General features: G+C 40.5%; 19 protein-coding genes. 13 read left to right on the top strand and 6 right to left on the bottom strand.

What is annotated here, in order from left to right; genetic code table 11:
• Positions 1-144: 144 nt before the first annotated feature.
• From AQPE_RS10500 to AQPE_RS10455, 10 genes are all read left to right on the top strand, one after another.
• Positions 145-501 (top strand): bactofilin family protein, encoded by a 357-nt coding sequence (locus tag AQPE_RS10500; protein WP_318351009.1) that lies wholly within the window; start codon positions 145-147, stop codon positions 499-501.
• Entirely contained in the window at positions 501-719 is a 219-nt protein-coding gene (locus tag AQPE_RS10495; protein ID WP_318351008.1) for an AtpZ/AtpI family protein, read from the top strand. Before AQPE_RS10500 ends, AQPE_RS10495 begins: the two co-directional genes overlap by 1 nt.
• Positions 720-1,211: 492 nt before the next feature.
• Positions 1,212-2,303: a F0F1 ATP synthase subunit A gene (gene atpB / locus AQPE_RS10490; RefSeq protein ID WP_318351007.1), complete on the top strand. Its 1,092-nt coding sequence runs from the start codon at positions 1,212-1,214 to the stop codon at positions 2,301-2,303.
• Between the two features lie 28 nt (positions 2,304-2,331).
• Positions 2,332-2,589: an ATP synthase F0 subunit C gene (gene atpE / locus AQPE_RS10485; protein WP_318351006.1), complete on the top strand. Its 258-nt coding sequence runs from the start codon at positions 2,332-2,334 to the stop codon at positions 2,587-2,589.
• 74 nt (positions 2,590-2,663) lie between these two features.
• Entirely contained in the window at positions 2,664-3,158 is a 495-nt protein-coding gene (locus AQPE_RS10480; protein WP_318351005.1) for a F0F1 ATP synthase subunit B, read from the top strand.
• 4 nt (positions 3,159-3,162) lie between these two features.
• Positions 3,163-3,711 (top strand): ATP synthase F1 subunit delta, encoded by a 549-nt coding sequence (gene atpH / locus AQPE_RS10475; protein WP_318351004.1) that lies wholly within the window; start codon positions 3,163-3,165, stop codon positions 3,709-3,711.
• A 29-nt stretch (positions 3,712-3,740) separates the two neighbouring features.
• On the top strand, positions 3,741-5,321 hold the full coding sequence (gene atpA / locus AQPE_RS10470; protein WP_318351003.1) for a F0F1 ATP synthase subunit alpha: 1,581 nt from the start codon (positions 3,741-3,743) through the stop codon (positions 5,319-5,321).
• A gap of 29 nt (positions 5,322-5,350) precedes the next feature.
• Entirely contained in the window at positions 5,351-6,232 is an 882-nt protein-coding gene (gene atpG / locus AQPE_RS10465; RefSeq protein WP_318351002.1) for an ATP synthase F1 subunit gamma, read from the top strand.
• Positions 6,233-6,448: 216 nt separating this feature from the next.
• Positions 6,449-6,724, top strand: a complete 276-nt coding sequence (locus tag AQPE_RS10460) for a DUF4834 family protein (RefSeq protein ID WP_318351001.1) — start codon at positions 6,449-6,451, stop codon at positions 6,722-6,724.
• Positions 6,725-6,813: 89 nt separating this feature from the next.
• Positions 6,814-8,364 carry a glycine--tRNA ligase gene (locus tag AQPE_RS10455; RefSeq protein ID WP_318351000.1) on the top strand — a complete coding sequence of 517 codons (1,551 nt, stop codon included), beginning with the start codon at positions 6,814-6,816 and terminating at the stop codon, positions 8,362-8,364.
• Positions 8,365-8,432: 68 nt separating this feature from the next.
• Here the strand turns inward: AQPE_RS10455 and AQPE_RS10450 are convergent, their stop codons facing one another.
• From AQPE_RS10450 to AQPE_RS10430, 5 genes are all read right to left on the bottom strand, one after another.
• The gene (locus AQPE_RS10450) at positions 8,433-10,028 is read right to left on the bottom strand and encodes a hypothetical protein (RefSeq protein WP_318350999.1); all 1,596 of its coding nucleotides are present in this window, start codon (positions 10,026-10,028) and stop codon (positions 8,433-8,435) included.
• Between the two features lie 71 nt (positions 10,029-10,099).
• Positions 10,100-12,586 carry a hypothetical protein gene (locus AQPE_RS10445; protein ID WP_318350998.1) on the bottom strand — a complete coding sequence of 829 codons (2,487 nt, stop codon included), beginning with the start codon at positions 12,584-12,586 and terminating at the stop codon, positions 10,100-10,102.
• A complete protein-coding gene (locus AQPE_RS10440) occupies positions 12,565-14,103 on the bottom strand; it encodes a hypothetical protein (RefSeq protein WP_318350997.1) in 1,539 nt (512 codons plus the stop codon). The genes AQPE_RS10445 and AQPE_RS10440 overlap by 22 nt, the downstream gene beginning before the upstream one ends.
• A 63-nt stretch (positions 14,104-14,166) precedes the next feature.
• Positions 14,167-15,501, bottom strand: a complete 1,335-nt coding sequence (locus tag AQPE_RS10435; protein ID WP_318350996.1) for an NAD(P)-binding domain-containing protein — start codon at positions 15,499-15,501, stop codon at positions 14,167-14,169.
• A gap of 8 nt (positions 15,502-15,509) precedes the next feature.
• Complete coding sequence (locus tag AQPE_RS10430) at positions 15,510-16,382, bottom strand: hypothetical protein (protein ID WP_318350995.1); 873 nt, start codon at positions 16,380-16,382, stop codon at positions 15,510-15,512.
• A gap of 627 nt (positions 16,383-17,009) precedes the next feature.
• On the opposite strand from AQPE_RS10430, the gene AQPE_RS10425 reads away from it, so the two are divergent.
• The 3 genes from AQPE_RS10425 (at position 17,010) to AQPE_RS10415 (ending at position 20,723) form a co-directional block, all read left to right on the top strand.
• Positions 17,010-17,483 carry a hypothetical protein gene (locus AQPE_RS10425; RefSeq protein WP_318350994.1) on the top strand — a complete coding sequence of 158 codons (474 nt, stop codon included), beginning with the start codon at positions 17,010-17,012 and terminating at the stop codon, positions 17,481-17,483.
• Positions 17,484-17,617: 134 nt separating this feature from the next.
• Entirely contained in the window at positions 17,618-18,898 is a 1,281-nt protein-coding gene (locus tag AQPE_RS10420; RefSeq protein ID WP_318350993.1) for a glycosyltransferase family 4 protein, read from the top strand.
• Between the two features lie 4 nt (positions 18,899-18,902).
• The gene (locus tag AQPE_RS10415) at positions 18,903-20,723 is read left to right on the top strand and encodes a CDP-glycerol glycerophosphotransferase family protein (protein WP_318350992.1); all 1,821 of its coding nucleotides are present in this window, start codon (positions 18,903-18,905) and stop codon (positions 20,721-20,723) included.
• A gap of 62 nt (positions 20,724-20,785) precedes the next feature.
• Here AQPE_RS10415 and AQPE_RS10410 read toward each other — a convergent pair whose 3' ends face one another.
• Complete coding sequence (locus AQPE_RS10410; protein WP_318350991.1) at positions 20,786-22,363, bottom strand: DUF1186 domain-containing protein; 1,578 nt, start codon at positions 22,361-22,363, stop codon at positions 20,786-20,788.
• Positions 22,364-22,445 lie beyond the last annotated feature (82 nt).

The following is a 22,445-nucleotide window of genomic DNA, read 5'->3' as shown; positions in this document are numbered from 1 at the left end:
TGCTTAAAATATTGAACTAAAATATTGAACGTGTTTCTGAAAAGAGACACGTTTTTTGCTTCTATAGCCTTTTTTTACAGTTTCAGTTAGCGATCTAAGGACAGCTTTTGTATATTTGAAATTCGTTCAAAAAAACCAAAAGCAATGGCTAAAGAAAACAATGAAATTAATCTGCAAGTAATTAATCTGATTGCCAAAGGGACGCGAATTACTGGTAATATAACCTCAGATGGCGACCTTCGGGTGGATGGTGAAATTGTTGGCGACCTCGAAACTAAAGGAAGACTGGTAATAGGCGCTTCTGGAAAGATAGAAGGAGAAATCAGATGCAAAAGTTGCGAGATTGCCGGAATCCATAAAGGTAAATTGTTTGTTGCTGAGTTGCTTTCGTTAAAAGCATCGTCGCAGGTTACCGGCGACATTGTTACTGGGAAGTTGGCTATTGAACCTGGAGCCTATTTTGCAGGTACTTGCTCTATGAGTGATGAAAATGTCAGTTAATGAATCCTGAAAAATATCAGAAACCTAAGAAAAAACTGGATGATTTTATCCGATATTCCAGTCTGGCTTTTGAAATGATTGTCATCATGGGAGTTGGAACGTGGTTGGGAACACTCATTGACCATTGGATCGAATTTAAATTCCCCGTGTTTACCTTAGCTTTAATGATATTGTCAGTTATTGGTGCGATTTATCATGCTGTCCGGAAATTTTTGTAGTTAAAAAATGAAATATTATTTATTTGATCAGTCATCGATGAAGCGATTTATTATACAATCTACTGTTTTGACTATCATCGTTTTCATTTTGGGAGCGGTTGTTTATTCATCATTTCTTCAGCCATACTACTCGCCAATTCTACCAATTTCGGCACTCCTTTTTTATATCGTAACAAACCTTGTTCATGCTTATTTGTTAAAGATTGCCGTCAAATCAGGTTCAAGATTTACTTCGCAATATATGGCGGTTAGCTTTCTGAAAATGTTCTTTTACCTGATCGTGGCGATTGTTTATGCATTTTTAAATAGAGAGTATGCTAAAATATTTTTAGGTAATTTTTTAATACTGTATGCCGTGTATACAACTTTCGAAGTGCTTCAATTTTCGAAGTTTGTTAGACAGAAAAAAATATAATTACTCTTTATTGCGAAGATTGGTTTTAATCGCATAAAAAATTAAATTTGTTGACCGCTGAATACAATGAAAAAAAAATGAATCAAATTATACGACCTTTATTCATTATCATATTAGTCATATTTCTTGGAACTGGATTTGTTCGGGCAGCTGAAGAATCGGAGAATACAACAGAGACCTCACAACCGGAGGGGTTCAATCCTGGGAAATTTGTAATTGAGCATGTGTCTGATGCTTTTGAATGGCATATTGCCACTTTTGGTGAAACAGAAATCAGCATTCCATTACCAATTATTCTATACAGTTCTGATAAAGGATGGAACTTCTTTATGTCCTCCAGATTTCATCACGGAAAAGAAACTTTTAATGGGTTCAGGATTGAGCACGAAGGGAAAAACGAAGGCAAAATTGTTGAAATAAACGAACAGGGAGAAGTCATAGGTTTACCTATCGATTTGTCGATTACCAAAACTGTAGCCGGAATTTTTGTTAGCGTAATCGTACTCTTGCTTATTTTCCTGAATATTGCAAAAACAGCTAAAAGGCGTGTAAATAAAGCTCCTGCCGGAATGCAGAGTTTGTTTGAGCCAGTTATTCTTTTTGTTCGCGACGATGTCGCTAAACCAGCAATTGGCGAAAAGAAATACGAAAGATTCATGCCTTTTCTGTTAACAGTTTTTTTCTTTATCCTGATCAACAATTTACTGGGATTGGTTCCCATTTTCCCGTTTGGATCAAATGTTACCGGGAACATCGCAGTAACGATGGTTTTGGCGTTGTTTACCTTTTTCGTAACCACGTTTAGTACGAATAAACATTACTGGAAAGAAATCTATAATCCCGATGTACCTTGGTGGTTGAAGTTTCCGATACCGCTGATGCCCATTGTTGAACTTACCGGAGTCATTACCAAACCATTTGTATTAATGGTTCGTCTCTTTGCCAACATGTTGGCAGGCCACTTGATTGTGACGGTGTTTGTTTCATTGATTTTCATTTTTAACGTTAAAATGGGGATCGAAGCCGGTTTGGGCGTTTCTGTTCTTTCAGTCTCCTTCTCTGTTTTTATTTTATTGCTCGATGTGCTTGTATCTTTTATTCAAGCATACGTATTTACATTACTGTCAGCCCTTTATTTTGGGATGGCATCACCTGAACATCATCATTAGTTTCAATATATTTTAAACAGTTATTGTTATGACATCATTATTTATCTTATTAGCAGATGCGGCAACTCTGGCAGTTGGGCCAATGGGAGCTGCAATGGGCGCAGGTTTAGCAGCAATCGGAGCTGGTATTGGTATCGGTAAAATCGGTGCCAGTGCAATGGAAGCAATTGCTCGTCAGCCAGAAGCTGTTGGCGATATCCGTTCGAACATGATTGTTTCGGCAGCATTGATCGAAGGTGTTGCATTCTTTGCCGTTATCATCTGTGCTTTGGTAATTTTCATTTAAGAAATTTTTGTTTTGGAGCCCACTCCCGGGATTGCCGGGAGTAAGGGTTGCTACTAACCAACAATCACATCGCTATGGGATTTGTAACTCCGGATTACGGTACAATATTTTGGATGCTAATTATTTTCGGGATTGTAATGTTTATCCTGAAAAAATTTGCCTGGGTACCCATTTTGAACGCATTGAAAGATCGGGAAAAATCGATTGCTGATGCCTTGAATTCAGCCGAAAAAGCCAGAAAGGATGTTGCCGGGTTAAAGGCCGCCAACGATCAGATTATTACTGAGGCCAGAAGGGAAAAAGACATTATCCTGAAGGAAGCTCGCGATATCAAGGATAAAATCATTGCTGATGCAAAAAATCAGGCAAATCATGAAGCCCAAAAGAGCATTGAATACGCCAAGCAGCAAATCGATGCCGAAAAAACAGCAGCCATAAATGATATCAAAAAGCAAGTTGCTGAGTTATCGGTGATGATTGCTGAAAAAGTGATAAGGAAACAACTCGACAATCCGAAAGATCAGGAAGTCTTGGTTGAGGATATGCTAAAAGATCTGAAGTTGAAATAATTGTATGGATCAAAGTAAAATCAATGTTCGGTACGCCAAGGCATTTTTTACACTTGCAAAGGATAAAGGTTTGACCCTTGAACTTCGCAAGGATGCCGGATTAATTTCTTCTGTTTGTACAACAAGCAGTGACTTTATTCTTATGCTCGAAAGTCCGGTAGTAAAAACCTCGCAAAAAGTAGAGGCGATCAAACGCATTTTTGACGGCAAAATCAATGTTTTGTCCTTGAATTTTCTACTTCTTATCGCCGAAAACAAACGTGAAAATTATATTCCGGGAATTTTCAGGAATCTGGAAGATTTATATCGTCAGGAAGAAGGAATTAAATCCGCCGTATTAACCAGCGCCCAACCGATAAGCGAAGTTCTTGTACTTCAAATTCAGAAAATTCTTGAAACCGATTTCAATGCCAAGGTTGAATTAAGCCAAAAAGTTGATGACCGTTTACTTGGAGGTTTTGTGATACGCGTTGAGGATAAACAATACGACGCAAGTCTGTCGACACAGTTGAAAAAAATCAGAGAGCAATTGCTTCATACAGAATTGAAATAGAATAACGAAAGAATAAAAATAGAAATAAGATGGCAAATATAAAACCTGCTGAAGTTTCAGAAATACTCAAGCAACAACTGGAAGGCTTTAAAAGTCAGGCCGAACTGGAAGAAGTGGGGACTGTACTTCAGGTTGGAGATGGAACTGCGCGTATTTATGGTCTTTCGAATGTTGAGTCGAATGAGATGATTGAATTCGACTCGGGCGTAATGGGGATCGTGTTGAATCTGGAAGAAGATAATGTCGGTGCTGTAATTCTAGGCTTGACCAAAGAGATCAAAGAAGGTGACACCGTGAAAAGACTTCGCCGGACTGCTTCGATTGAAGTAGGCGAAGGATTACTTGGCAGGGTTATCAATACTTTGGGCGAACCGATAGATGGCAAAGGAGTTATTGCCGGCGAAAAATTTGTTTTGCCATTAGAGCGTAAAGCTCCTGGTGTAATCTTCAGGCAGCCCGTTTCGAAACCACTTCAAACAGGTTTAAAAGCGATTGATGCCATGATTCCAATCGGACGTGGTCAGCGTGAGTTAATCATTGGTGACCGTCAAACCGGGAAAACTGCAGTGGCCATTGATGCCATCATTAATCAGCGTGAGAATTTTGAACAAGGGAAACCAGTATATTGTATTTACGTGGCCATTGGGCAAAAAGGTTCGACAGTAGCCAATCTGGCAGCAACTCTCGAGAAACATGGAGCCATGGCTTATACTGTAATCGTAATGGCAACAGCTTCCGATCCGGCTGCTCTTCAATATTATGCACCTTATGCCGGAGCTGCTATTGGTGAATTTTTCAGAGATACAGGCCGCGATGCCTTGATTATTTACGATGACCTTTCGAAACAGGCCGTTTCATACCGCGAAGTTTCGTTGTTGTTGCGTCGTCCACCAGGCCGTGAAGCTTATCCTGGCGACGTATTCTATTTGCACTCTCGTTTACTCGAAAGAGCTGCCCGAATCATTGTTTCAGATGAAATGGCGGCCAAAATGAACGATTTACCCGAATGCCTGAAAGGTATAGTAAAAGGAGGAGGTTCATTAACCGCACTTCCGATTATTGAAACTCAGGCAGGCGACGTGTCAGCATACATTCCGACTAACGTAATTTCAATTACCGATGGTCAGATCTTCCTCGAATCAAACTTGTTTAACTCCGGAGTTCGCCCTGCTATCAATGTGGGTATTTCGGTATCGCGTGTTGGAGGAAATGCCCAGATTAAAGGCATGAAGAAGATAGCCGGAACCCTGAAATTAGATCAGGCTCAGTTCCGCGAATTGGAAGCTTTCTCGAAATTCGGATCTGATTTGGATGCTGCAACCATGCGCGTTCTGGACAAAGGACGCAAAAACGTGGAAATTCTGAAGCAGCAACAATATGCTCCAATGAAAATTGAGCATCAGATTGCCATTATTTATTGCGGGGTAAAAGAATTGTTACGCGAAGTACCTGTTGAAAAAGTGAGAGCTTTTGAGCGCGATTTTCTTGAATTGATGGAAATGCAGTATCGGAATGTGCTTGACCAGATCAAGGCAGGTGTTCTTACTGATAATGAAACAACAGTGATTGAAAAAGTAGCAGCCGAAGTTGCTGAAAGATATTCAGAATAAACATTCGTGATTGAAAACACTTTGATTGAATGGCTAATTTAAAAGAAATACGAACCCGGATAACATCTGTAAAAACGACCAGACAGGTTACCAGCGCCATGAAAATGGTGTCGGCAGCCAAACTGAAAAAAGCGCAGGATGCTATTTTGCAGATTCGTCCGTATGCTGAAAAACTTTCAGATTTACTTTCATCATTGAGTTCTGCATTGGATAATTCAGCCGATTCGGTTTTTACGGTTCAGCGCACTCCTGAAAAGGTCTTGATCGTTTTGATTAGTTCAAACCGGGGGCTTTGCGGTGGATTTAATTCTTATATCTCCAAAAAGGCGATTCATTTGGCAAAAACAAAATACAAAAATCAGTTTAATGCCGGAACGCTTGATTTTATTGTCATCGGGAAACAAGCTGGAAAGATTCTTCGTTCGTATCAGATCAAAATTCAGAGTGAAAAAAATCATCTTTTCGATAATCTGAGTTTTGAAAATGTTTCGGTTGAGGTTAAAGCGATTATGGCTGATTTTGTGAGTGGTAAATATGATCGGGTTGAGCTGGTATATAACAAATTCATAAATGCAGCATCGCAGGATTTGATTTGTGAACAATTCTTGCCCGTATTACCGGCAATTACTGATCGGAAGAAGCAGAGTAATACCGACTACATTTACGAGCCTTCGCTTGAAACTATTGTGGAAGAATTAATACCAAGGTCATTGGCGATCCAATTTTACAAAGCGTTGCTCGATTCGCATGCGGCAGAACACGGCGCTCGTATGACCGCTATGCACAAGGCAACCGACAATGCATCGGAATTGATTGACGAACTGACCCTGACCTTTAATAAAGCCCGCCAGGCCGCCATTACCAATGCGATTCTGGAGGTTACGAATGGTGCTGAGGCTTTGAACGGATAATTACTAAAAAGATATAGATTTGAATCCCGATCGTTCATGCGACCGGGATTTTTTGTTATGAATTGAATTTATGGATATTAAAATGAATTCGACATCAATGGTTATATGAAAGTTAAGAAAAGGTAATGATCATTGTAACACGATTTGACTGTCCATTAAATTACGATTGTTTCCTAATTAATTACTAATTTTAGCCGCTCTAAATTTTGAAAAGCTATGAATCAATTATTTGTCATTTTAGTCCTGACAAATTTTTTACGGACAGTTGGTATTATAGTAGTTCTCTATTATGTGCTGAAATTTGTCGGACGCTTACTTTTCCCCATCGTGGTTAAAAAGGCCGTGAATAATATGCAGGAAAGGCAAACGCAGTATCAGCGCCAACAACAATATAAACCAGAAGGTGAAGTCACGATAGAAAAGGATCGGAAACAGCAAACCCGGACCAATACTACCGAAGGTGAATATGTTGACTTCGAGGAAATAGAATAACACCATTTCGAGTTTCAAGCAGTTCCTGCAAAACTTAACTCGCAACAATACAATAAATAATAATTAATCTATCATCAACAATAAATGCTATGGCTCAGGAAGATGTTTTTAAGAAGCTGGTCGCTCATTGTAAAGAATATGGCTTTGTGTTTCAATCGAGTGAAATTTACGATGGACTGGGAGCAGTTTACGATTACGGACAAAATGGTGTTGAACTGAAGAACAACATCAAAAAATATTGGTGGGACTCGATGGTCCTGCTGCACGAAAATGTGGTTGGAATTGATTCGGCTATTTTTATGCACCCCACCATTTGGAAAGCTTCAGGCCATGTTGACGCATTCAACGACCCATTGATCGATAACAAAGATTCCAAGAAACGATACCGCGCCGATGTTTTGATTGAAGAACAACTGGCCAAATACGAAGATAAAATTGAGAAGGAAGTCGAAAAAGCGAAGAAACGCTTTGGCGAGAGTTTCGACGAAAAACAGTTCAAGGAAACCAATGGTCGGGTATTGGAATATCAGGCAAAATGGGACGAACTGCAAGGCCGGTTTGTAAAAGCTTTGAACGATAGTAACCTGGAGGAGTTGAAGCAAATCATCATCGATCAGGAAATTGTTTGCCCCATCTCCGGAACACGCAACTGGACCGATGTTCGCCAGTTCAACCTGATGTTTTCAACTGAAATGGGTTCGACTGCCGATGGCGCTTTGAAGATTTATCTTCGCCCGGAAACTGCCCAGGGAATCTTCGTAAATTACCTGAATGTGCAGAAAACCGGTCGAATGAAAATTCCGTTCGGGATTGCCCAGATTGGTAAAGCGTTCCGTAACGAAATTGTTGCCCGGCAGTTTATTTTCCGGATGCGCGAGTTTGAACAAATGGAATTGCAGTTCTTTGTCCGTCCAGGCAGCGAATTGGAATGGTTTCAGAAATGGAAACAAACCCGTATGGCCTGGCATCAGGCGCTTGGATTTGGTCAGGAAAACTACCGTTTTCACGAACACGACAAGCTGGCCCATTACGCCAATGCTGCAGTCGATGTTGAATACCGTTTCCCATTCGGCTTTAAAGAGGTGGAAGGAATTCACTCTCGCACCGACTTCGATTTGTCGCAGCACCAACAGTATTCGGGCAAGAAGATTACTTATTTCGATCCGGAACTGAATGAATCATATGTTCCCTTCGTAGTTGAAACTTCTATCGGAGTCGACCGCATGTTCCTGCAAATTATGGCAGCATCGTATGCCGAAGAAGAAATGACCAGCGAAGATGGTAAAAAAGATATTCGCGTAGTGCTTCGTATTCCGGCACCTTTGGCTCCGGTTAAACTGGCTGTTCTGCCTTTGATGAAAAAAGATGGTTTAGCTGAAAAGGCTCGTGAAATTATTGACGACCTGAAATTTGATTTCAATTGCCAATACGACGAAAAAGACTCGATTGGAAAACGTTACCGTCGCCAGGATGCGATCGGGACACCTTTCTGTGTAACTGTTGACCATGTCACACTCGAAGATGGAACTGTAACCATTCGTTATCGCGACACTATGCTACAGGATCGCGTCAAAATCAGTGACCTGAAAAGTATCATTTCAGGCGAAGTAAGTATGAAAAAGTTGTTTGCCAAATTGTAAGAATTATTCCTCAACATATTCAGAATCCGGTGCCGAAAAGCATCGGATTTTTTTGTGACTGTGGATGATTAAAACCGCTGGGTGAGGCTTACATAGATGCTGTGGTACTTGTTCGATTTCTCGAAAGTGCCATCGTAATTGGCTGAAAAATACATTTTCTTGCTGATTTGCCAAGAAAGTTCCAATGCAGCCATGTGTTGCAGCGAACGCGGTCCCGAAGTGGCATTCAGGTATTTATTATCAACTAACCGGTAATTGATACCGGCACTCAACTTCGAAGGAACAAGCTCTTTGTCTAATTGAACACCGTAAATCATTCCGTCAACATAACTTGATTGAATCCAGTTGGTCGAGAACGTTACCGATGAATTGATTCCAGGCACCTTGGAGAAGGTTAAAAAGCCATTGACATTGAGCATAGGATGAATGTCGTTTTTCTGGAACCGGTATCCTCCGGTAAGACTTGAGCTGATCGAATTCGATGGCCGGTAATTAATCCGAAGTTGATATCCCTGCCTGGTCGCATCCTGCAAAAGCAAGTCGAGGTAGTTTTTAAACGTTTCGTAATAGATTACGTTTTTGCGCGCATCGTACGAAAGGTAGGCCGAGAGTTGTTTGGAAACCCGGTAGCGTAATGAAAGATAAAGACTGGTCAGGCTAATCGTGTTGGTTGGAATGCTGTCTTTCAAGGCATATAAGTCAACTTCAGAAGAGACAAACAAGTTGATGTTTTTGATCAGTGAGTTATCGTGCTGAAAGTACGCGAAGCGTCGGTCGGTCATTCCGTGGCTGGTTTGTTGAAAAAACGCCAATGAACTAGACATGTTGCCCGATTTATTATTGATGTCGTGCGATATGTAGCCACCGTATTCGAAAAGTTTGGGATTGAAACTATAATCCGTATAATCAGGGCTGGTTCCGGCAACTGCCCCCAAAGTGAAATTTCCGGCTTTCGTTTCAGCCTGTAAGCCATCAATGGCGCCGATACTGGCAATTTTGGGATTGATTTTCCGGCCAACAGCAACCTGCGTTTTGTTGGTCACATCATAGTTTACCGACAAGCTATAGATTTTAAATGCATCGAAAATGTTATTCTTTACAGTAGCCCACTCATTGAGCTTATGGGTAAACGTAATGTAGGTGTCAGTCGAAATTCTACCTCCAGAAATATGATCGGCCGAAAGCGTAAAAGTGTACCGCATCCGCTGGTTGAAATCAGAGGTATTCGAGAAGCTTGAATAAGATGTGGCCGATAATCGTCCCCAGATTCTCTCTGCTCTTTCTAATCCAGGTACCGATTTGTCCGGAAGTTTCGATTCAGGACTTTGAACAGAATCAGTTCTGAGACTTGAAGGTCCCGTAGGGATTTTATCTTTTCTTGGCGTAGGCTTTGACGATTTTTTAACTTTAATGACAACAACGTCCGAAACTTTAATGTCGGTTTTAGCAACAGGCTTGCCGACACACGAAAGTGAAGATACCGATTCGGTAACAAACAGTGGAACTAAAGCCTGATCCTTCCGGATAAAAACGGTATCGCCGGGTTGAACCAATCCTGAAGTTTCAAACTTCACGTAAATATTCTGAAGGGTAATGTATGAAACTTTTCCTTCAGCAATTGGCCGATCCTCTTGCCCGTAAAGATTCAATATCGATAATGTCACTATGAAAATTAAAAAGCACCTCTTCATTCAATCCTTTCTGTTAGTTTCTCCAAATCTTCTAATCTCTCTCCTTATTCTTTTCCTGTTGGATGACATCGATAACACCCTGCACTGCCTTGACTTTGGTTATGGGCTCTCGCATGACATGCTGATGTTACACAAGTAAATACGGTATAATTTGTTGGCGTAGTATGGCAGGTTGCACAGCTAATATTGGTGTGCTTTCCGGTTGAAATTGGGAAATATGTCGTGTGATTAAATGTTGAAGGTACCCAGGCTGTTGTTTTATGGCATGATGCACAGTCCGTTGAGAACCCCGAGGTTTTATGTACCGGATTCTTGGTATTGTTATAGTCTGTGGTATGACATTCATAACAAGTGTTCGGTGTAGAAGTATAATTTCCATTGTGGCAAGCGGCACAGTTGTTGGCAATTGTCGCATGTGCACCGGTTAACGCATAGTAAGTACTGTGAATGGGGAATGTAGCTGGTTGCCAGCCGGGATTTGTGGTATGGCAGTCAGTACATGTAACAGACAATCCCAAAGTCTTATGGTTTGGATTGGCTGCTGAATTGTAATTGGCTTGATGGCAGCTTTTGCATTCCATGGATGTTCCGGCATATCCAGTCGTATGGCAGCTTGCACAATCTACTGTTGTGTGAGCGCCAGTCAATGGGAAATTGGTCGCTGAATGGTTGAATGTCGCGCCAAGCCAATTGTTATTGTTGTGGCACAAGGTACAATCGGCCGGAAACTTGGAGGCCACATGACCTGGTGCCCCATTATACTGCGCCTGATGACATGAAATACAATTTGGACTTGCTGAAGTTGTATTGCCCAAGTGGCACGACGAACATTGAACGATTGCCGCATGTGCACCGGCTAAAGTAAATCCGGTAGAGCTGTGTTTAAATGCTGAAGGTTGCCAGGCAGTAGTGGTATGGCAAGTTTTGCAATCTGCTGAAATTCCTGCTGCGGTGTGGTTTGGAACCTGTGCCGTATTGTATTTTGCCTGATGACAACTTTTACATTCCATGGATGTTCCGGCATAACCGGCTGTATGGCAGCTTGCACAATCAACAGTTGTGTGAGCGCCAGTCAATGGGAAATTGGTTGCTGAATGGTTGAACACAGCATTAAGCCAGTTATTATTGTTGTGACACAAGGTACAATCGGTCGGGAACTTGGAGGCCACATGACCTGGAGCCCCATTATACTGCACCTGATGACAGGAGATACATTCAGGTTTAGCCGAAGTTGTATTGCCCAAGTGACATGATGAACATTGAACAATTGCTGCATGTGCTCCGGCTAAAGTAAATCCGGTAGAGCTGTGTTTAAACGATGAAGGTTGCCAGGCCGTCGTGGTATGGCAAGTTTTGCAATCCACTGAAATTCCGGCGGCAGTATGGTTTGGAGCCTGTGCCGTATTGTATTTTGCCTGATGACAACTTTTACATTCCATGGATGTTCCGGCATAACCTGTAGTGTGGCAGCTTGCACAATCAACGGTTGTGTGTGCACCCGTCAAAGGGAAATTGGTTGCTGAATGGTTGAACACAGCATTAAGCCAGTTATTATTGTTGTGACATAAGGTACAATCGGTTGAGAACTTGGAGGCCACATGTCCTTTAGCGCCGTTATACTGAGTTTGGTGGCAGGAAATACATTCAGGTTTGGCAGAAGTGGTATTACCCAGATGACAGGACGAGCATTGAACTACAGCTGCGTGTGCTCCTGTTAATGGGAAATTGGTGTTACTATGATTAAAGGTTGACGTTTTATAATCAACTATCGAATGACAGCTTTTACAATCCGTCGAAATTCCTGCCTTTAAATGGTTGGGAATCTGAGTTGCGTTGTAATTGGTCTGATGGCAGCTTATACATTCCGTAGACAATTTCTGGTAAGTTCCACCGGTATGACATTGCACGCAGCTGATATTATGGCCTCCGGTAAGTGGAAATACACTATGGTCAAAGTTGGTAGTCGCCCAGGCTGTTGATTTAACGTTGTGACAGTCGGTGCAATTGGTTGAATATCCTAGTTTCTGATGATTGGGAGAGGTGGTGCGCAGGTAATCTTTTTTGTGGCAATCGACACATTCAATGCCCAAAGGCTCAAATTTCAGGTTGGTCGATGATTTATGGCAGGATGCACAATCAGTAACTGCATGGTTGCCTTCTAACGGGAAACGGCTTAACTGGTGCATGGTTTTTGTATTTTCAATAATCCATGTTTTGGGAGTATGGCAGCGTGCACAATCGGGTCCGAGCGTATTGGTGTGCATATCCGCATGACAGGCAATACACTCCGTTTTTGCTTCCTGAAATTTCAACGTTTGGTGGCAACTTTTACAATCGACCGATTGGTGTTGGCCGGTAAGTTTGAACTTAGTGGTATTGTGATCAAACGACATATCGGCTTTTGTCACTTTCCAGGTGTCGGCATTGTGGCACGAAGCGCAATCGATTTTAAATCCGTCACCATGCGGCGATTGGGCAAAACCAATCATGACTGAAAATAGGAATACAATTAAATATGACAGCTTGTACATTGCCTATCAGTGTTTTTGTATTGTATGAACGGAACAATTGTTGAATTATTTTGATGATGACATTTCCTGCAATCAACATTTTTATGTCCACCATCCAATTTAAACCGGGTTTTGTTGTGGTCAAAGCTTTCAGCCTTCCAGTTATCAAATCCGTGGCAAACGGAACAGTCGGTTGATCCGTTGGCGCTAAATTGTTTCTGATGCGCATCGGTATGGCAGCTTTCGCAATTAGGCTTCAAATCAGAAAAAACCTGGGTAACCTGATTCGAATTGACTTTTTTGAAATGGCAATCACGGCATGATGCTTCCGCGTGTTTCCCTTTCAATTCAAATGTAGTGATTTTGTGATCGAATGTTACTTTGCTCCAATTGGTTACCGTATGACATTTATCACACCTGCCTTCAGGAATAAATTTCGGATCCATAAAGTTTTTATGAATATTCTCGTGACAAGCCGAACAGTTTTTGTCCAGACCGCGGAATTTCCAATCCTCTCCCTTTTTATGACAGGCCAGACACGGAGTTGCCAAATGTGCTCCTTCAAGTTTAAACTGCCCCGTATTGTGCTGTTCTATAGTAAAAGATGTCTCCTTATAGCTATTCTCATTGTGACAGTCTTTGCAATCTGACTTAGGATTCTGCTTTGTAAATTGTCCGTTGTGGTAATCTTTATGGCAATTGTTGCAAAGGTCGTGTTTAATCGGTGTGGTTAAACTGCCTTTGTGGCAAGCCTTACAATCAACTGTTTGGTGTTTCCCTTTCAGGAGAAAATTGGTTTTGCTATGGTCAAAAGTTTTTATTCCTGAAATCTGGTGAAAAGATTCTTCGGAATGGCATTTGCGGCAATCGTTTCCGAATTTATTTTCGTGAACATCTTTATGACAGGCGGTGCAGTTATTAAAAGCAATACCAGAAAATTTCTGAACGTCCTGCCCGTTTTTCTTTTCCATCGGGTGACATTTGAGGCAGGCGACATCAGCATGTTTTCCGCGGAGAGGAAATTTGGTGGTCTGATGGTCAAATTTTTTGGTCGTTTTAAACGAATCAAACGAATGGCAATTTATACAGTTGGTGGGTAAAGTCCCCTGATGATAATCTTTGTGGCAACTTAAGCATTCGGTGCTCAAGCCAAGAAAAGTCATCTTTTTCTTTCTGATTGCCGGATCTTTAATATTCTCGGCTTTATGGCAATCCACGCATTGTTTTTCCTTGTGTTTTCCTTCCAGCACAAAGCCAGCATCCTTGTGGTCAAATTTTGTTTTATCCAGATGTACAATGTCATATTTTCGTGTGAGGTGGTCGCTGTGACAAGCAATACAATTTTTCCCACTCACTTTTGGCGATGCATGAAATCCCTTTTTCTGATCAATCCGCACTTTTAACTCTTTGTGGCAAGCCAAGCACTTTTGATCCGACACATGTTCGCCTAAATCATGACATTGGGTGCAGTTCGACATTCCTTCAAGATGGGCATGAGGCTCAGCCAATTCACCAGGTGATATTTGTCCTGTAGCCATCAAGCTTAAGAATAAAAATACAAGAGAGATGTGTAGGTTAATTATAAACTTCATGCTCAATCCCTAATCATGCTTTAAAACGGCTTCTCCAAATTTTTTGTCAACTTTTATTCCCGCTTTTTCCAGAAACTGGGTTGGAAGTTCACCTCCGGCAAAAATATAAACCAGGTCGTTTCCCAAATCAGTTACTTCGCCTGAAAGCAAATCAACGATTTTAACTTTATCATCTTCAATTGATTTCAGGTTGGTATTAAACCTGACGTCGATTTGCTTCTGTGCAATCGCTTCCTTTATTTTTTGATTATTTCCAACTTTTATTCTTCCAAAAGATTCCCCGCGGTACGAAAGTGTAACCTGATTTTGGTCCATTAAAAGTAAAGCAGTTTCAATGGCCGAGTCTCCACCGCCGACAACAACTATTTTTTTGTTTGAAATTAATTCGGGCTCAAGCAACCGGTAGGCTACTTTTTCACTCACTTCACCCGGAATATTTAATTTCCTCGGTGTCCCTCTCCGACCAATCGAAAGGAGCACCTTTCTGGTAGTAAACTGCTCCTTGGAGGCCGTTTCAACTACAAATCGTTTGTCCTGAAAAACAATACTTTCCACTTTCGACTGTTCTTTAATTACAATCTCATTTTTCCCCAAAACATTGTTCCATAAATCGAGTAATTCCATTTTGGTCGTTTCGCGGAGTTTTACCTTGCCATAAAGCGGAATATCCATGGGCGAGGTCATCACAATTTTTTTTCGGGGGAAAGTAAAAACCGTTCCGCCAAGCGAATCCTGCTCCAATGTTATTGCTTTCAGATTGTGTTTCTTTGCAGTGAGCGAAGCTGAAATACCCGCAGGTCCGGCGCCAATAATAATGATGTCGTAATCGGCCTGAATGTGTTTATCTATTTTTTTTGCCAGATTTTCAACGGCTTGTTTTCCTTGTTCAACGGCATTCCGAATCAGTCCCATTCCTCCAATTTCGCCGGCAATATAAATACCCGGAACATTGGTTTCGAACGATTGATCAACATGTGGAATATCAACTCCACGCTTTTCCGTTCCGATGCACAGTGTAATGGCATGAGTGGGGCAGGCATGAAAACAGGCGCCATGACCCACGCAATGCGATGCATTAATGGTAGTTGCCTTTCCGTTTAAAATGCCCAGGATGTCATGTTCCGGACAAGCGGAGATACAAGCTCCTGTTTGAATGCAGGAATTGACGTCAACTACCGGGTGCAATGAAACGGGTTCGTGCAATCCTTCTTCTTTGGCGATTTTAATCTTTTCTTCAACTATTTTTGAGTTTTTCTTTTCCTTCCGAACATAGAAATACACGATCGAAACAAAGAGAATTGCGATGAAAGAATAGATGATAATATTTTCAGTTAAAACTTCCATTTTACGATTTAGAAAATCCAGTGAGCGCCAAAAGTAATCGCCACACCAACATGAATAAGCATAGTAATAAGCATAAGTAATGCAAATGGTAAGTGCGCCACATGCCAGTATTTAAAGAGGTTTTGCATGGAAATTAAGCGATCAATTTTCCGATTCAGGTTAATTTCATCTTTGATAAGCCTGATAACTTCTTTATACCCTTTCCCATGGATATTGTTATGTTTCAGAATTTCTTTTACTTCACTGATAGTCCGGCTTTCGAATTTATATTTGGCAATACTTCGTGCCAACATGTTGTTTCCTGATCTGTCGGGGCGTTTTTTAACAGCATTCAAAATATCTTCAAGAGCCTTTTCTTCGATGTGATATACTGTGACGAGTTTTTTGTTTAGTTCATCTTTGATTTGATTGATCTCGTTCAGGTTCATTTCACGACCTTCAATGGTTCTTGGAATTTGAAGGTAAATGTATCGGCCAATCACCCCACTCAAAACTACAGCAACCATACTCCAGAAACTCACAGCAACCAGTCCGCCAAACTTGAACGCTGTATGGTAAAGTACTAATATTGGACCGAGAGTGCAGAGAAAGATATGAAATTCGAGCCAGTATTTTAAAACTCCAATTCGGGAAAACTTACTGACCCGTTTACGGAGCATATAAGTCGCCACGCCAACAAGCATAAGAAATGAACCGAGTATCCCTAAGGTGTGGCCCATAAAACCACTTGGTTTTAGTGTTTGATGATCCGGATGAAAGAACCGATTTTCAACGCCCAAAGAATAGTAAGAGTAACCTTGGTAGGCCAAAAATGAAGTAACTAGTACTACAACCAAAATAAGAATTCCAATATAAATCCGGTGAATGCTGATCCCTCCCATACTAATAATTTAAATTATTGCCTTCTATCACCCTGATCCGCAGATAAAAGTAAAAATAAACAATTTGAGTTTACAAAACGTCGTTTTATATTATTTAGTATGCAAATGATTTAATCGTCTATAAACCAAAAGAATAAAACGTATTGATCTGAATTTATCCCGAAGTTATTTTTCCGACTAGGGATTTTGCATCAATTCGCTTTGGAGAATTGAAATATGCTAACAACATTCAAATTGTGACCAGTGGAAATGATGTGATTGTAAATTATAAGCCATACATCGGCTGTAACTAATTTTTGTAAATATAAAGAGAGAATTTACCCAAAGTTTGTTTGTTTACAATTTCTTAACAATCAGAAAAAGAGCTTAATAATATCAAATAGTGCTGCAAAACATACTACTTTCAATTTATAAGCTACCGGATGATAATTTATATTAAAAAGAAAGATCGCTGCATTTTCCCTTCATTTTTAGATGCAAATACCTGATTCACCTTTTGATTTTTTTCTGACACTTTTTACTTTATGAAAACCTGACTTTTGATGTGTTTTTTAGAGCTGAATTGCCTTTAGATTTGCACTGTTCAATGTTAGAAAACTTAATTATTGCAAACTAAAACAAAAGAAAATGAAAAAAAGAAATTTGTTTGTTCAAGTGATGTTAGTAGTTTTTACGCTGATTTCTATTAACGTTTGGGCTGGTGACGAAGGTTCTTTAAATTCGACTTATAAGATCTCCCCCGATCTGAATTTTAATCCGACTTCCAGCTTTCAGAAAAGTTGGGAAATTGCTTATGGTGAATCAAAAACACCTGTTCATGTTTTCATGAAGGAGACAAAAAAAGGACAGGAATATCTGGTTCGTACCAAATACTTCGAAGTAAAATACGTAAATGGTTCAACTGGCTTTGGTGCCAGAGCGGTAAGTGAAACTGATCGTACGGTCAGTGAAGCTTTAAATGATGCTGTTCTAAATCAAAAACAGTTATTGAGTCAGAAATGTATTAGCACCGAAAGTATTGCGAACGATCAGGTTTTGGAAATGATTGCCAGCTATCTTCCCGATTTAATTAATGAACAATACAACAGCATCCTTAATTAGATAGATTATAGGGTTATGAGCCGCTTCAAGCAATTGAGGCGGCTTTTTTATTCCCAGTAGTATAAAGCTTGTTTTCTGATTCTTTCTGAAATACCTTATCTTTAACCCGAAAGTAGATAGCTTTTCCGATTGATATGAAGAAGGTTTTAATCATCACTTATTATTGGCCGCCGTCGGGTGGGGCAGGAGTTCAGCGGTGGCTGAAGTTTGCTAAATATTTGCCCGAATTGGGTTGGCAACCGGTTATACTGTCAGTCGATCCGAAATATGCCAGCTATCCGCAGCGCGATGAAAGCCTCTCCGCCGAAGTTGGTACTGAATGTTTGGTTTATACCACCAAAAGTTTCGAACTTTACAACTTGTACAAACTCATCTCCGGAAAGAAAGAAGTTCCTTACGGTGGTTTTGCCAATGAGTCGAAGGAAGGATTACTTCAGAAAGTCTCAAAATTTTTACGCGGCAACTTCCTGCTGCCCGATCCGCGCAAAGGCTGGAACAAATATGCATTGAGAAAAGCGATTGAGTTAATTCAGGAATTAGGCATTGATACGGTTGTAACCACAAGTCCTCCACATTCCACACAATTGATCGGACTTAAGCTCAAGAAACAATTCAATATTCGCTGGATTGCCGATTTGCGCGACCCCTGGACTGATATTTATTATTACAACCAGTTTCATCACACAGCGCTGGCCCGCCTGATTGATAGGAGCTACGAACGAAATGTAATTGAAAAGGCTGACGTTTTGGTCACCGTGAGCGAAGATGTGAAGCGTATTTTTGCAGAGAAGAGTGAATTACAGATTGCTGCGAAAACAGTTGTTATTCCCAACGGATTCGATGAGGATGATTTCAGGATAACGAATATACCAACCGACCCGAAAAAGATAATTACATATACCGGCACCATTTCTGAAGCTTACGATGTCGATAAGTTGCTTGATGCACTTGCTCGCGTTAACGAAAATTTGCGATCACAATTGCTCATCCGTTTTGTTGGAAAAGTTCCACCGTCGGTTGAGCAAAGATTCAGAGATACAGGATTAGACGTTGAGTTGGTAGGTTATGTCGATCACCCGAAATCAATAGAATACTTATTACGGTCCGACTTGCTTCTGCTGGTTATACCGAAAGTGAAAAACAATCGTGGCATTTTGACCGGTAAATTTTTTGAATATCTGGCTTCGCAAAAACCGGTTCTGGCCATTGGCCCGGTAGTAGGCGATCTGGCCAAAATAATACACGAAACAAATTGCGGCCGGATCTTCGATTATAACGATCCGGAGGGAATGCTCCGGTTTATTCATGACAAATTGGATCCCGTTCAGGTTTCAAGCAAAACTGAAAAAACAGGCCAATACTCCCGTAAAGAGCTAACTCGGAAGATAGCAGAATTACTTGAGGCTAAAATTTGAAAGCATGAGCAAAACTGTAATCATAAACCGTACACTTTCTGATTCTGAGATCATTGAAGTTAAGCGATTGGCTGAAACTGGCTCGACGATTTTTGCTTTTTCAGGAAATGAGATTTCGGGCATTACGCAACAAATTTCGTTGAGTCCGGACGAAAAGCGACAGGTGAATTACGAAACAATGGCCGAAGTGTTGCAGTTTGGCGATGTGACCTATAACGATAAAACCATTTCCGATCTTTTTCGGATCGACAATGCCAGCGTGTGGCACTACCATAAATTCAGGGTCTATTTTGCCGTTCGAAATCTGATGTATTTTCTGAAACCGCTTGAGCAGCTTTTCATTTCTTTCGAGAATCAAGTCTGGTTTGTTTCTACCGAAATTAAGCCTTTAAAAAAACTATATTCTGAAGTTGATTTCCGGTTTCCGGCCACAAAACCTAAAATTAAATTCAATTTTGGAAATCTGCTTAGTTATCTGATTCTGATTAAATATCGGGTTTTTCGCTACCTGATTTCTCCGCAGAAAAATCCAGAGTACCTGTTGTACCTGTCAGAAAAGTACTCGACAGTGATGGATAAAAATTCGCAGGAACCCGGATCAGGTCACCATATTCTTGAATACCTTATATCCGAATTGGACGACCGGTTTAGCTTGTTGACAGAAGTTTTAATGCCTAAACCGAAAGGAAAGTCAGATTATTCGTTTTCGGGCCAGCAATATAAAATGTCGTCAAATCATCAGCGCAAGATTTTTCTGGAAGGATTCTTGCTTTCCGGCTTGCTTAAAAGGCGGGTTCGCGAGCAGACTAGAAATGCTCACCGGGCTCTGCGGCACGCCTATCCAAGGGCACATGGGACTCAGTTATCACCAATTCAAAAATTGACACTTGAAATCTTTCAATCGCTCGACAAATCGTCCAGATATTATTTATTTCGGTATTTCGCTGCCCGTAAATTTTTCGGTCATTCCGGAGTTAAAGCGGTAATTGCAGCCGATGAAAATAGTCCACTTACCAAATCAATTCTGGACGCGGCCAAATTCTGCGGAATTAAAGTCGTTGGTTTGCAGCACGGAACAATGCACGATTTGCATCCGGCGTATCTTTATACTGAGAACGACCGGGAAAATCGAGTGATGCCCGATTTGACACTGACCTGGGGAAAATACTGGGAGAAATTTCTAATCCGGAAAGGAAATTATCCGTCTGATTCAGTGATTTCGGTTGGACAGATTCGCACCGATATTATTCCTTTATTATTGGCGGCCGAAAAACAAAAGCAAGCGCAATCAACCGATCTTATTGTATTTGCATCTCAGCCACAGCGTGATCCCGAATTGAGGTATCAGGCAGCTTTCGATGTTTTTAAAGCCGTAAAACGTTTGCCAAAGTCAAAACTCATCGTTAAACTTCACCCCCGTGAATTTGACGATTCGGATTATTATGAGGCTATTGCAAAGGCAGCGGGTTGTACCAATTACGTATTGGATACGACCTCCGATTTGTATCAGCTCATTGCTTCGTGCAATGTGTTAATCACTTGTTTCTCAACGGTTGGTACCGAAACGGTTTATTTTCATAAACCATTAATTATCCTCGATCACCTGAAACAGGACATTCAGGGATATGTGGCTGAAGGAGTTGCTTTTCATGCCACCAATTCGTTTACACTTGAAAGCATTCTCTCTGGAATTTTCCGTGGAACTCTGAAGATTGACCGTGAAAAATACGATGCGTTTATTGAAAAATATGCCTATCGTATTGATGGAAAGGTGGCAGAAAGGTGCATTAAGGCTATTACCCTGAATAGATCTGAGTTTGCTTAAAACCTGAAATCAGCTTAAAAAGCTAAGGGTAATATTTTGTGAAGCAAATAACAGCAAGTCTTTTAATTCAGCCGATCCATACAGCAGTCCTTGAATTTTTTTCCGCTTCCACATATACACGGATCGTCTTGCCCGGTTTTCGTGTACATTTCTGCATTATGATCTAGCGGAAAATCTATTTTGTTTTTCTCTTGCTTCTTCTTTTTGGGAAGGAAAGTGCCAATGAAGCCAAGATATCGGTTAAAAATATCCAGTAAATCTTGCTTCGATTCCTGATTATTTCCTTCTTTTTCGAATTCAGTTCTGACTTTTTGGATTGGGCCGCAAATCCCTTCACAAACATAAGTCATCCGAAACATTCGCTCAATATCGGGCAATAGGCGTTTTTCCCTTATTTCAGTAATATCGGAGACTATAAATGCCAACAATTCGCTGCTGTTAAGATTTTGATTTGCTGCATTTTCAATAAAAAAATCAATTACATCGTCGTACCAATGGATGATCTCATTTTTTCGGTGAGGCTGATAAAAATAAATTTGCTGAACGGCAGTTAATACCGATGTTTTTACATAAGTATCTACGTTTGGCTTGAACATAAACGCCTTAAGCTGATCGAGTTGAGATTCTCCAAGATAGTATATTGGCTCATAAATTGTTTCTGTTTTGTGATCGCCCAGCCAAAATACAAGGAAGTCATTTTCAAAAGAAAGGAACTTTAAAATTAAACCCAGACTTTCTTTGGCTTTTAATTCAGCAAGCAACAATATGGCATGAATTGGAAAAGAAAGTCGGTCTTCACCAATCCCATCGGTTTCTAAAAGCTCTTCAAAATAACGATACCTTGAGATGCTGTCATTCAATACCAGTTCCAGATCAGCAATCACACTTGGTCTGGGCAGTGCAAGTATATTTTCAATAAATATATGTGGAATGCTCAGGTCAAATTCATAAAGACAGTAGATTTCCGGATGAATAAAAACCGGATTTTCTCTTGTTTGTTCCTCGGCAAATGTGCTTTGCTTTGTAATTACGTTTTTAGCATTCTCCGGATTAAGTCCTCTGATTCCCTTTTCAAGTAACCTAAAATGAAACCAATCCTTGGCGCTTTTGGTGTCCTGGTGGTCAGGAAACAACTTATCCAGTAAATTTAATCTCGATTCAGCGTCTTCCAGGTTTCCTGTCTCAAAAAAGTATTGGATGGCAAATTTGGTAAAACTGGTAAATTCACCCACATAAAATATGTCGCGATTGGGATATAAATCCTTTAACTCCATCTTTTCTCCCAGAAGTGATTTAATTTTGTCTAATTCATTCCGGTGAAAATAGGTAGCGGCGATATTTAATACTCCAAACAAATAATCCGGATGTTCCTTCATAACCCACCGGTTTACTTCCTCACATTTTTCAATTTCACCAATATTATTGTAGGCAATACTTAGGCAGTTCTTCAATTGAGGATTTTGCGGAAACTTCTGGATCAGTTTCAGAATAAGGGGAATAACTGATTTGTTTCCTTTATGAATATCGAAATACAGATCTTTAATCTGATCTTTTAAGTAAGTAGTCATATGGTTTTGGCGATCCAGAAAATCCGGATCATCAGTCAGGTTATAACCATCTACTGTAATAATGCTACTCATATTCGCCTTTATTAATTTCTTACTGAATAGTTGCAGCCGTCAGTAAAACCTTCCAACACAATAACTTTTGTAGTGAAAGATT

Source organism: Aquipluma nitroreducens (genome assembly GCF_009689585.1).
GTDB lineage: Bacteria > Bacteroidota > Bacteroidia > Bacteroidales > Prolixibacteraceae > Aquipluma > Aquipluma nitroreducens.
Note: the sequence above shows the minus strand (reverse complement) of the source record. Positions and strands in the feature narration are given on the sequence as shown.

What these genes read in the sequence shown, in the direction of transcription:
- atpE (WP_318351006.1), top strand. Translation starts at nt 2,332, where the DNA reads ATGACATCATTATTTATCTTATTAGCAGATGCGGCAACTCTGGCAGTT.
- AQPE_RS10495 (WP_318351008.1), top strand. Translation starts at nt 501, where the DNA reads ATGAATCCTGAAAAATATCAGAAACCTAAGAAAAAACTGGATGATTTT.
- AQPE_RS10420 (WP_318350993.1), top strand. Translation starts at nt 17,618, where the DNA reads ATGAAGAAGGTTTTAATCATCACTTATTATTGGCCGCCGTCGGGTGGG.
- AQPE_RS10425 (WP_318350994.1), top strand. Translation starts at nt 17,010, where the DNA reads ATGAAAAAAAGAAATTTGTTTGTTCAAGTGATGTTAGTAGTTTTTACG.
- AQPE_RS10440 (WP_318350997.1), bottom strand. Translation starts at nt 14,103, where the DNA reads ATGGCTACAGGACAAATATCACCTGGTGAATTGGCTGAGCCTCATGCC.
- AQPE_RS10480 (WP_318351005.1), top strand. Translation starts at nt 2,664, where the DNA reads ATGGGATTTGTAACTCCGGATTACGGTACAATATTTTGGATGCTAATT.
- atpA (WP_318351003.1), top strand. Translation starts at nt 3,741, where the DNA reads ATGGCAAATATAAAACCTGCTGAAGTTTCAGAAATACTCAAGCAACAA.
- AQPE_RS10415 (WP_318350992.1), top strand. Translation starts at nt 18,903, where the DNA reads ATGAGCAAAACTGTAATCATAAACCGTACACTTTCTGATTCTGAGATC.
- atpH (WP_318351004.1), top strand. Translation starts at nt 3,163, where the DNA reads ATGGATCAAAGTAAAATCAATGTTCGGTACGCCAAGGCATTTTTTACA.
- AQPE_RS10430 (WP_318350995.1), bottom strand. Translation starts at nt 16,382, where the DNA reads ATGGGAGGGATCAGCATTCACCGGATTTATATTGGAATTCTTATTTTG.
- AQPE_RS10500 (WP_318351009.1), top strand. Translation starts at nt 145, where the DNA reads ATGGCTAAAGAAAACAATGAAATTAATCTGCAAGTAATTAATCTGATT.
- AQPE_RS10460 (WP_318351001.1), top strand. Translation starts at nt 6,449, where the DNA reads ATGAATCAATTATTTGTCATTTTAGTCCTGACAAATTTTTTACGGACA.
- AQPE_RS10445 (WP_318350998.1), bottom strand. Translation starts at nt 12,586, where the DNA reads ATGTACAAGCTGTCATATTTAATTGTATTCCTATTTTCAGTCATGATT.
- atpG (WP_318351002.1), top strand. Translation starts at nt 5,351, where the DNA reads ATGGCTAATTTAAAAGAAATACGAACCCGGATAACATCTGTAAAAACG.
- AQPE_RS10410 (WP_318350991.1), bottom strand. Translation starts at nt 22,363, where the DNA reads ATGAGTAGCATTATTACAGTAGATGGTTATAACCTGACTGATGATCCG.
- AQPE_RS10435 (WP_318350996.1), bottom strand. Translation starts at nt 15,501, where the DNA reads ATGGAAGTTTTAACTGAAAATATTATCATCTATTCTTTCATCGCAATT.
- AQPE_RS10455 (WP_318351000.1), top strand. Translation starts at nt 6,814, where the DNA reads ATGGCTCAGGAAGATGTTTTTAAGAAGCTGGTCGCTCATTGTAAAGAA.
- atpB (WP_318351007.1), top strand. Translation starts at nt 1,212, where the DNA reads ATGAATCAAATTATACGACCTTTATTCATTATCATATTAGTCATATTT.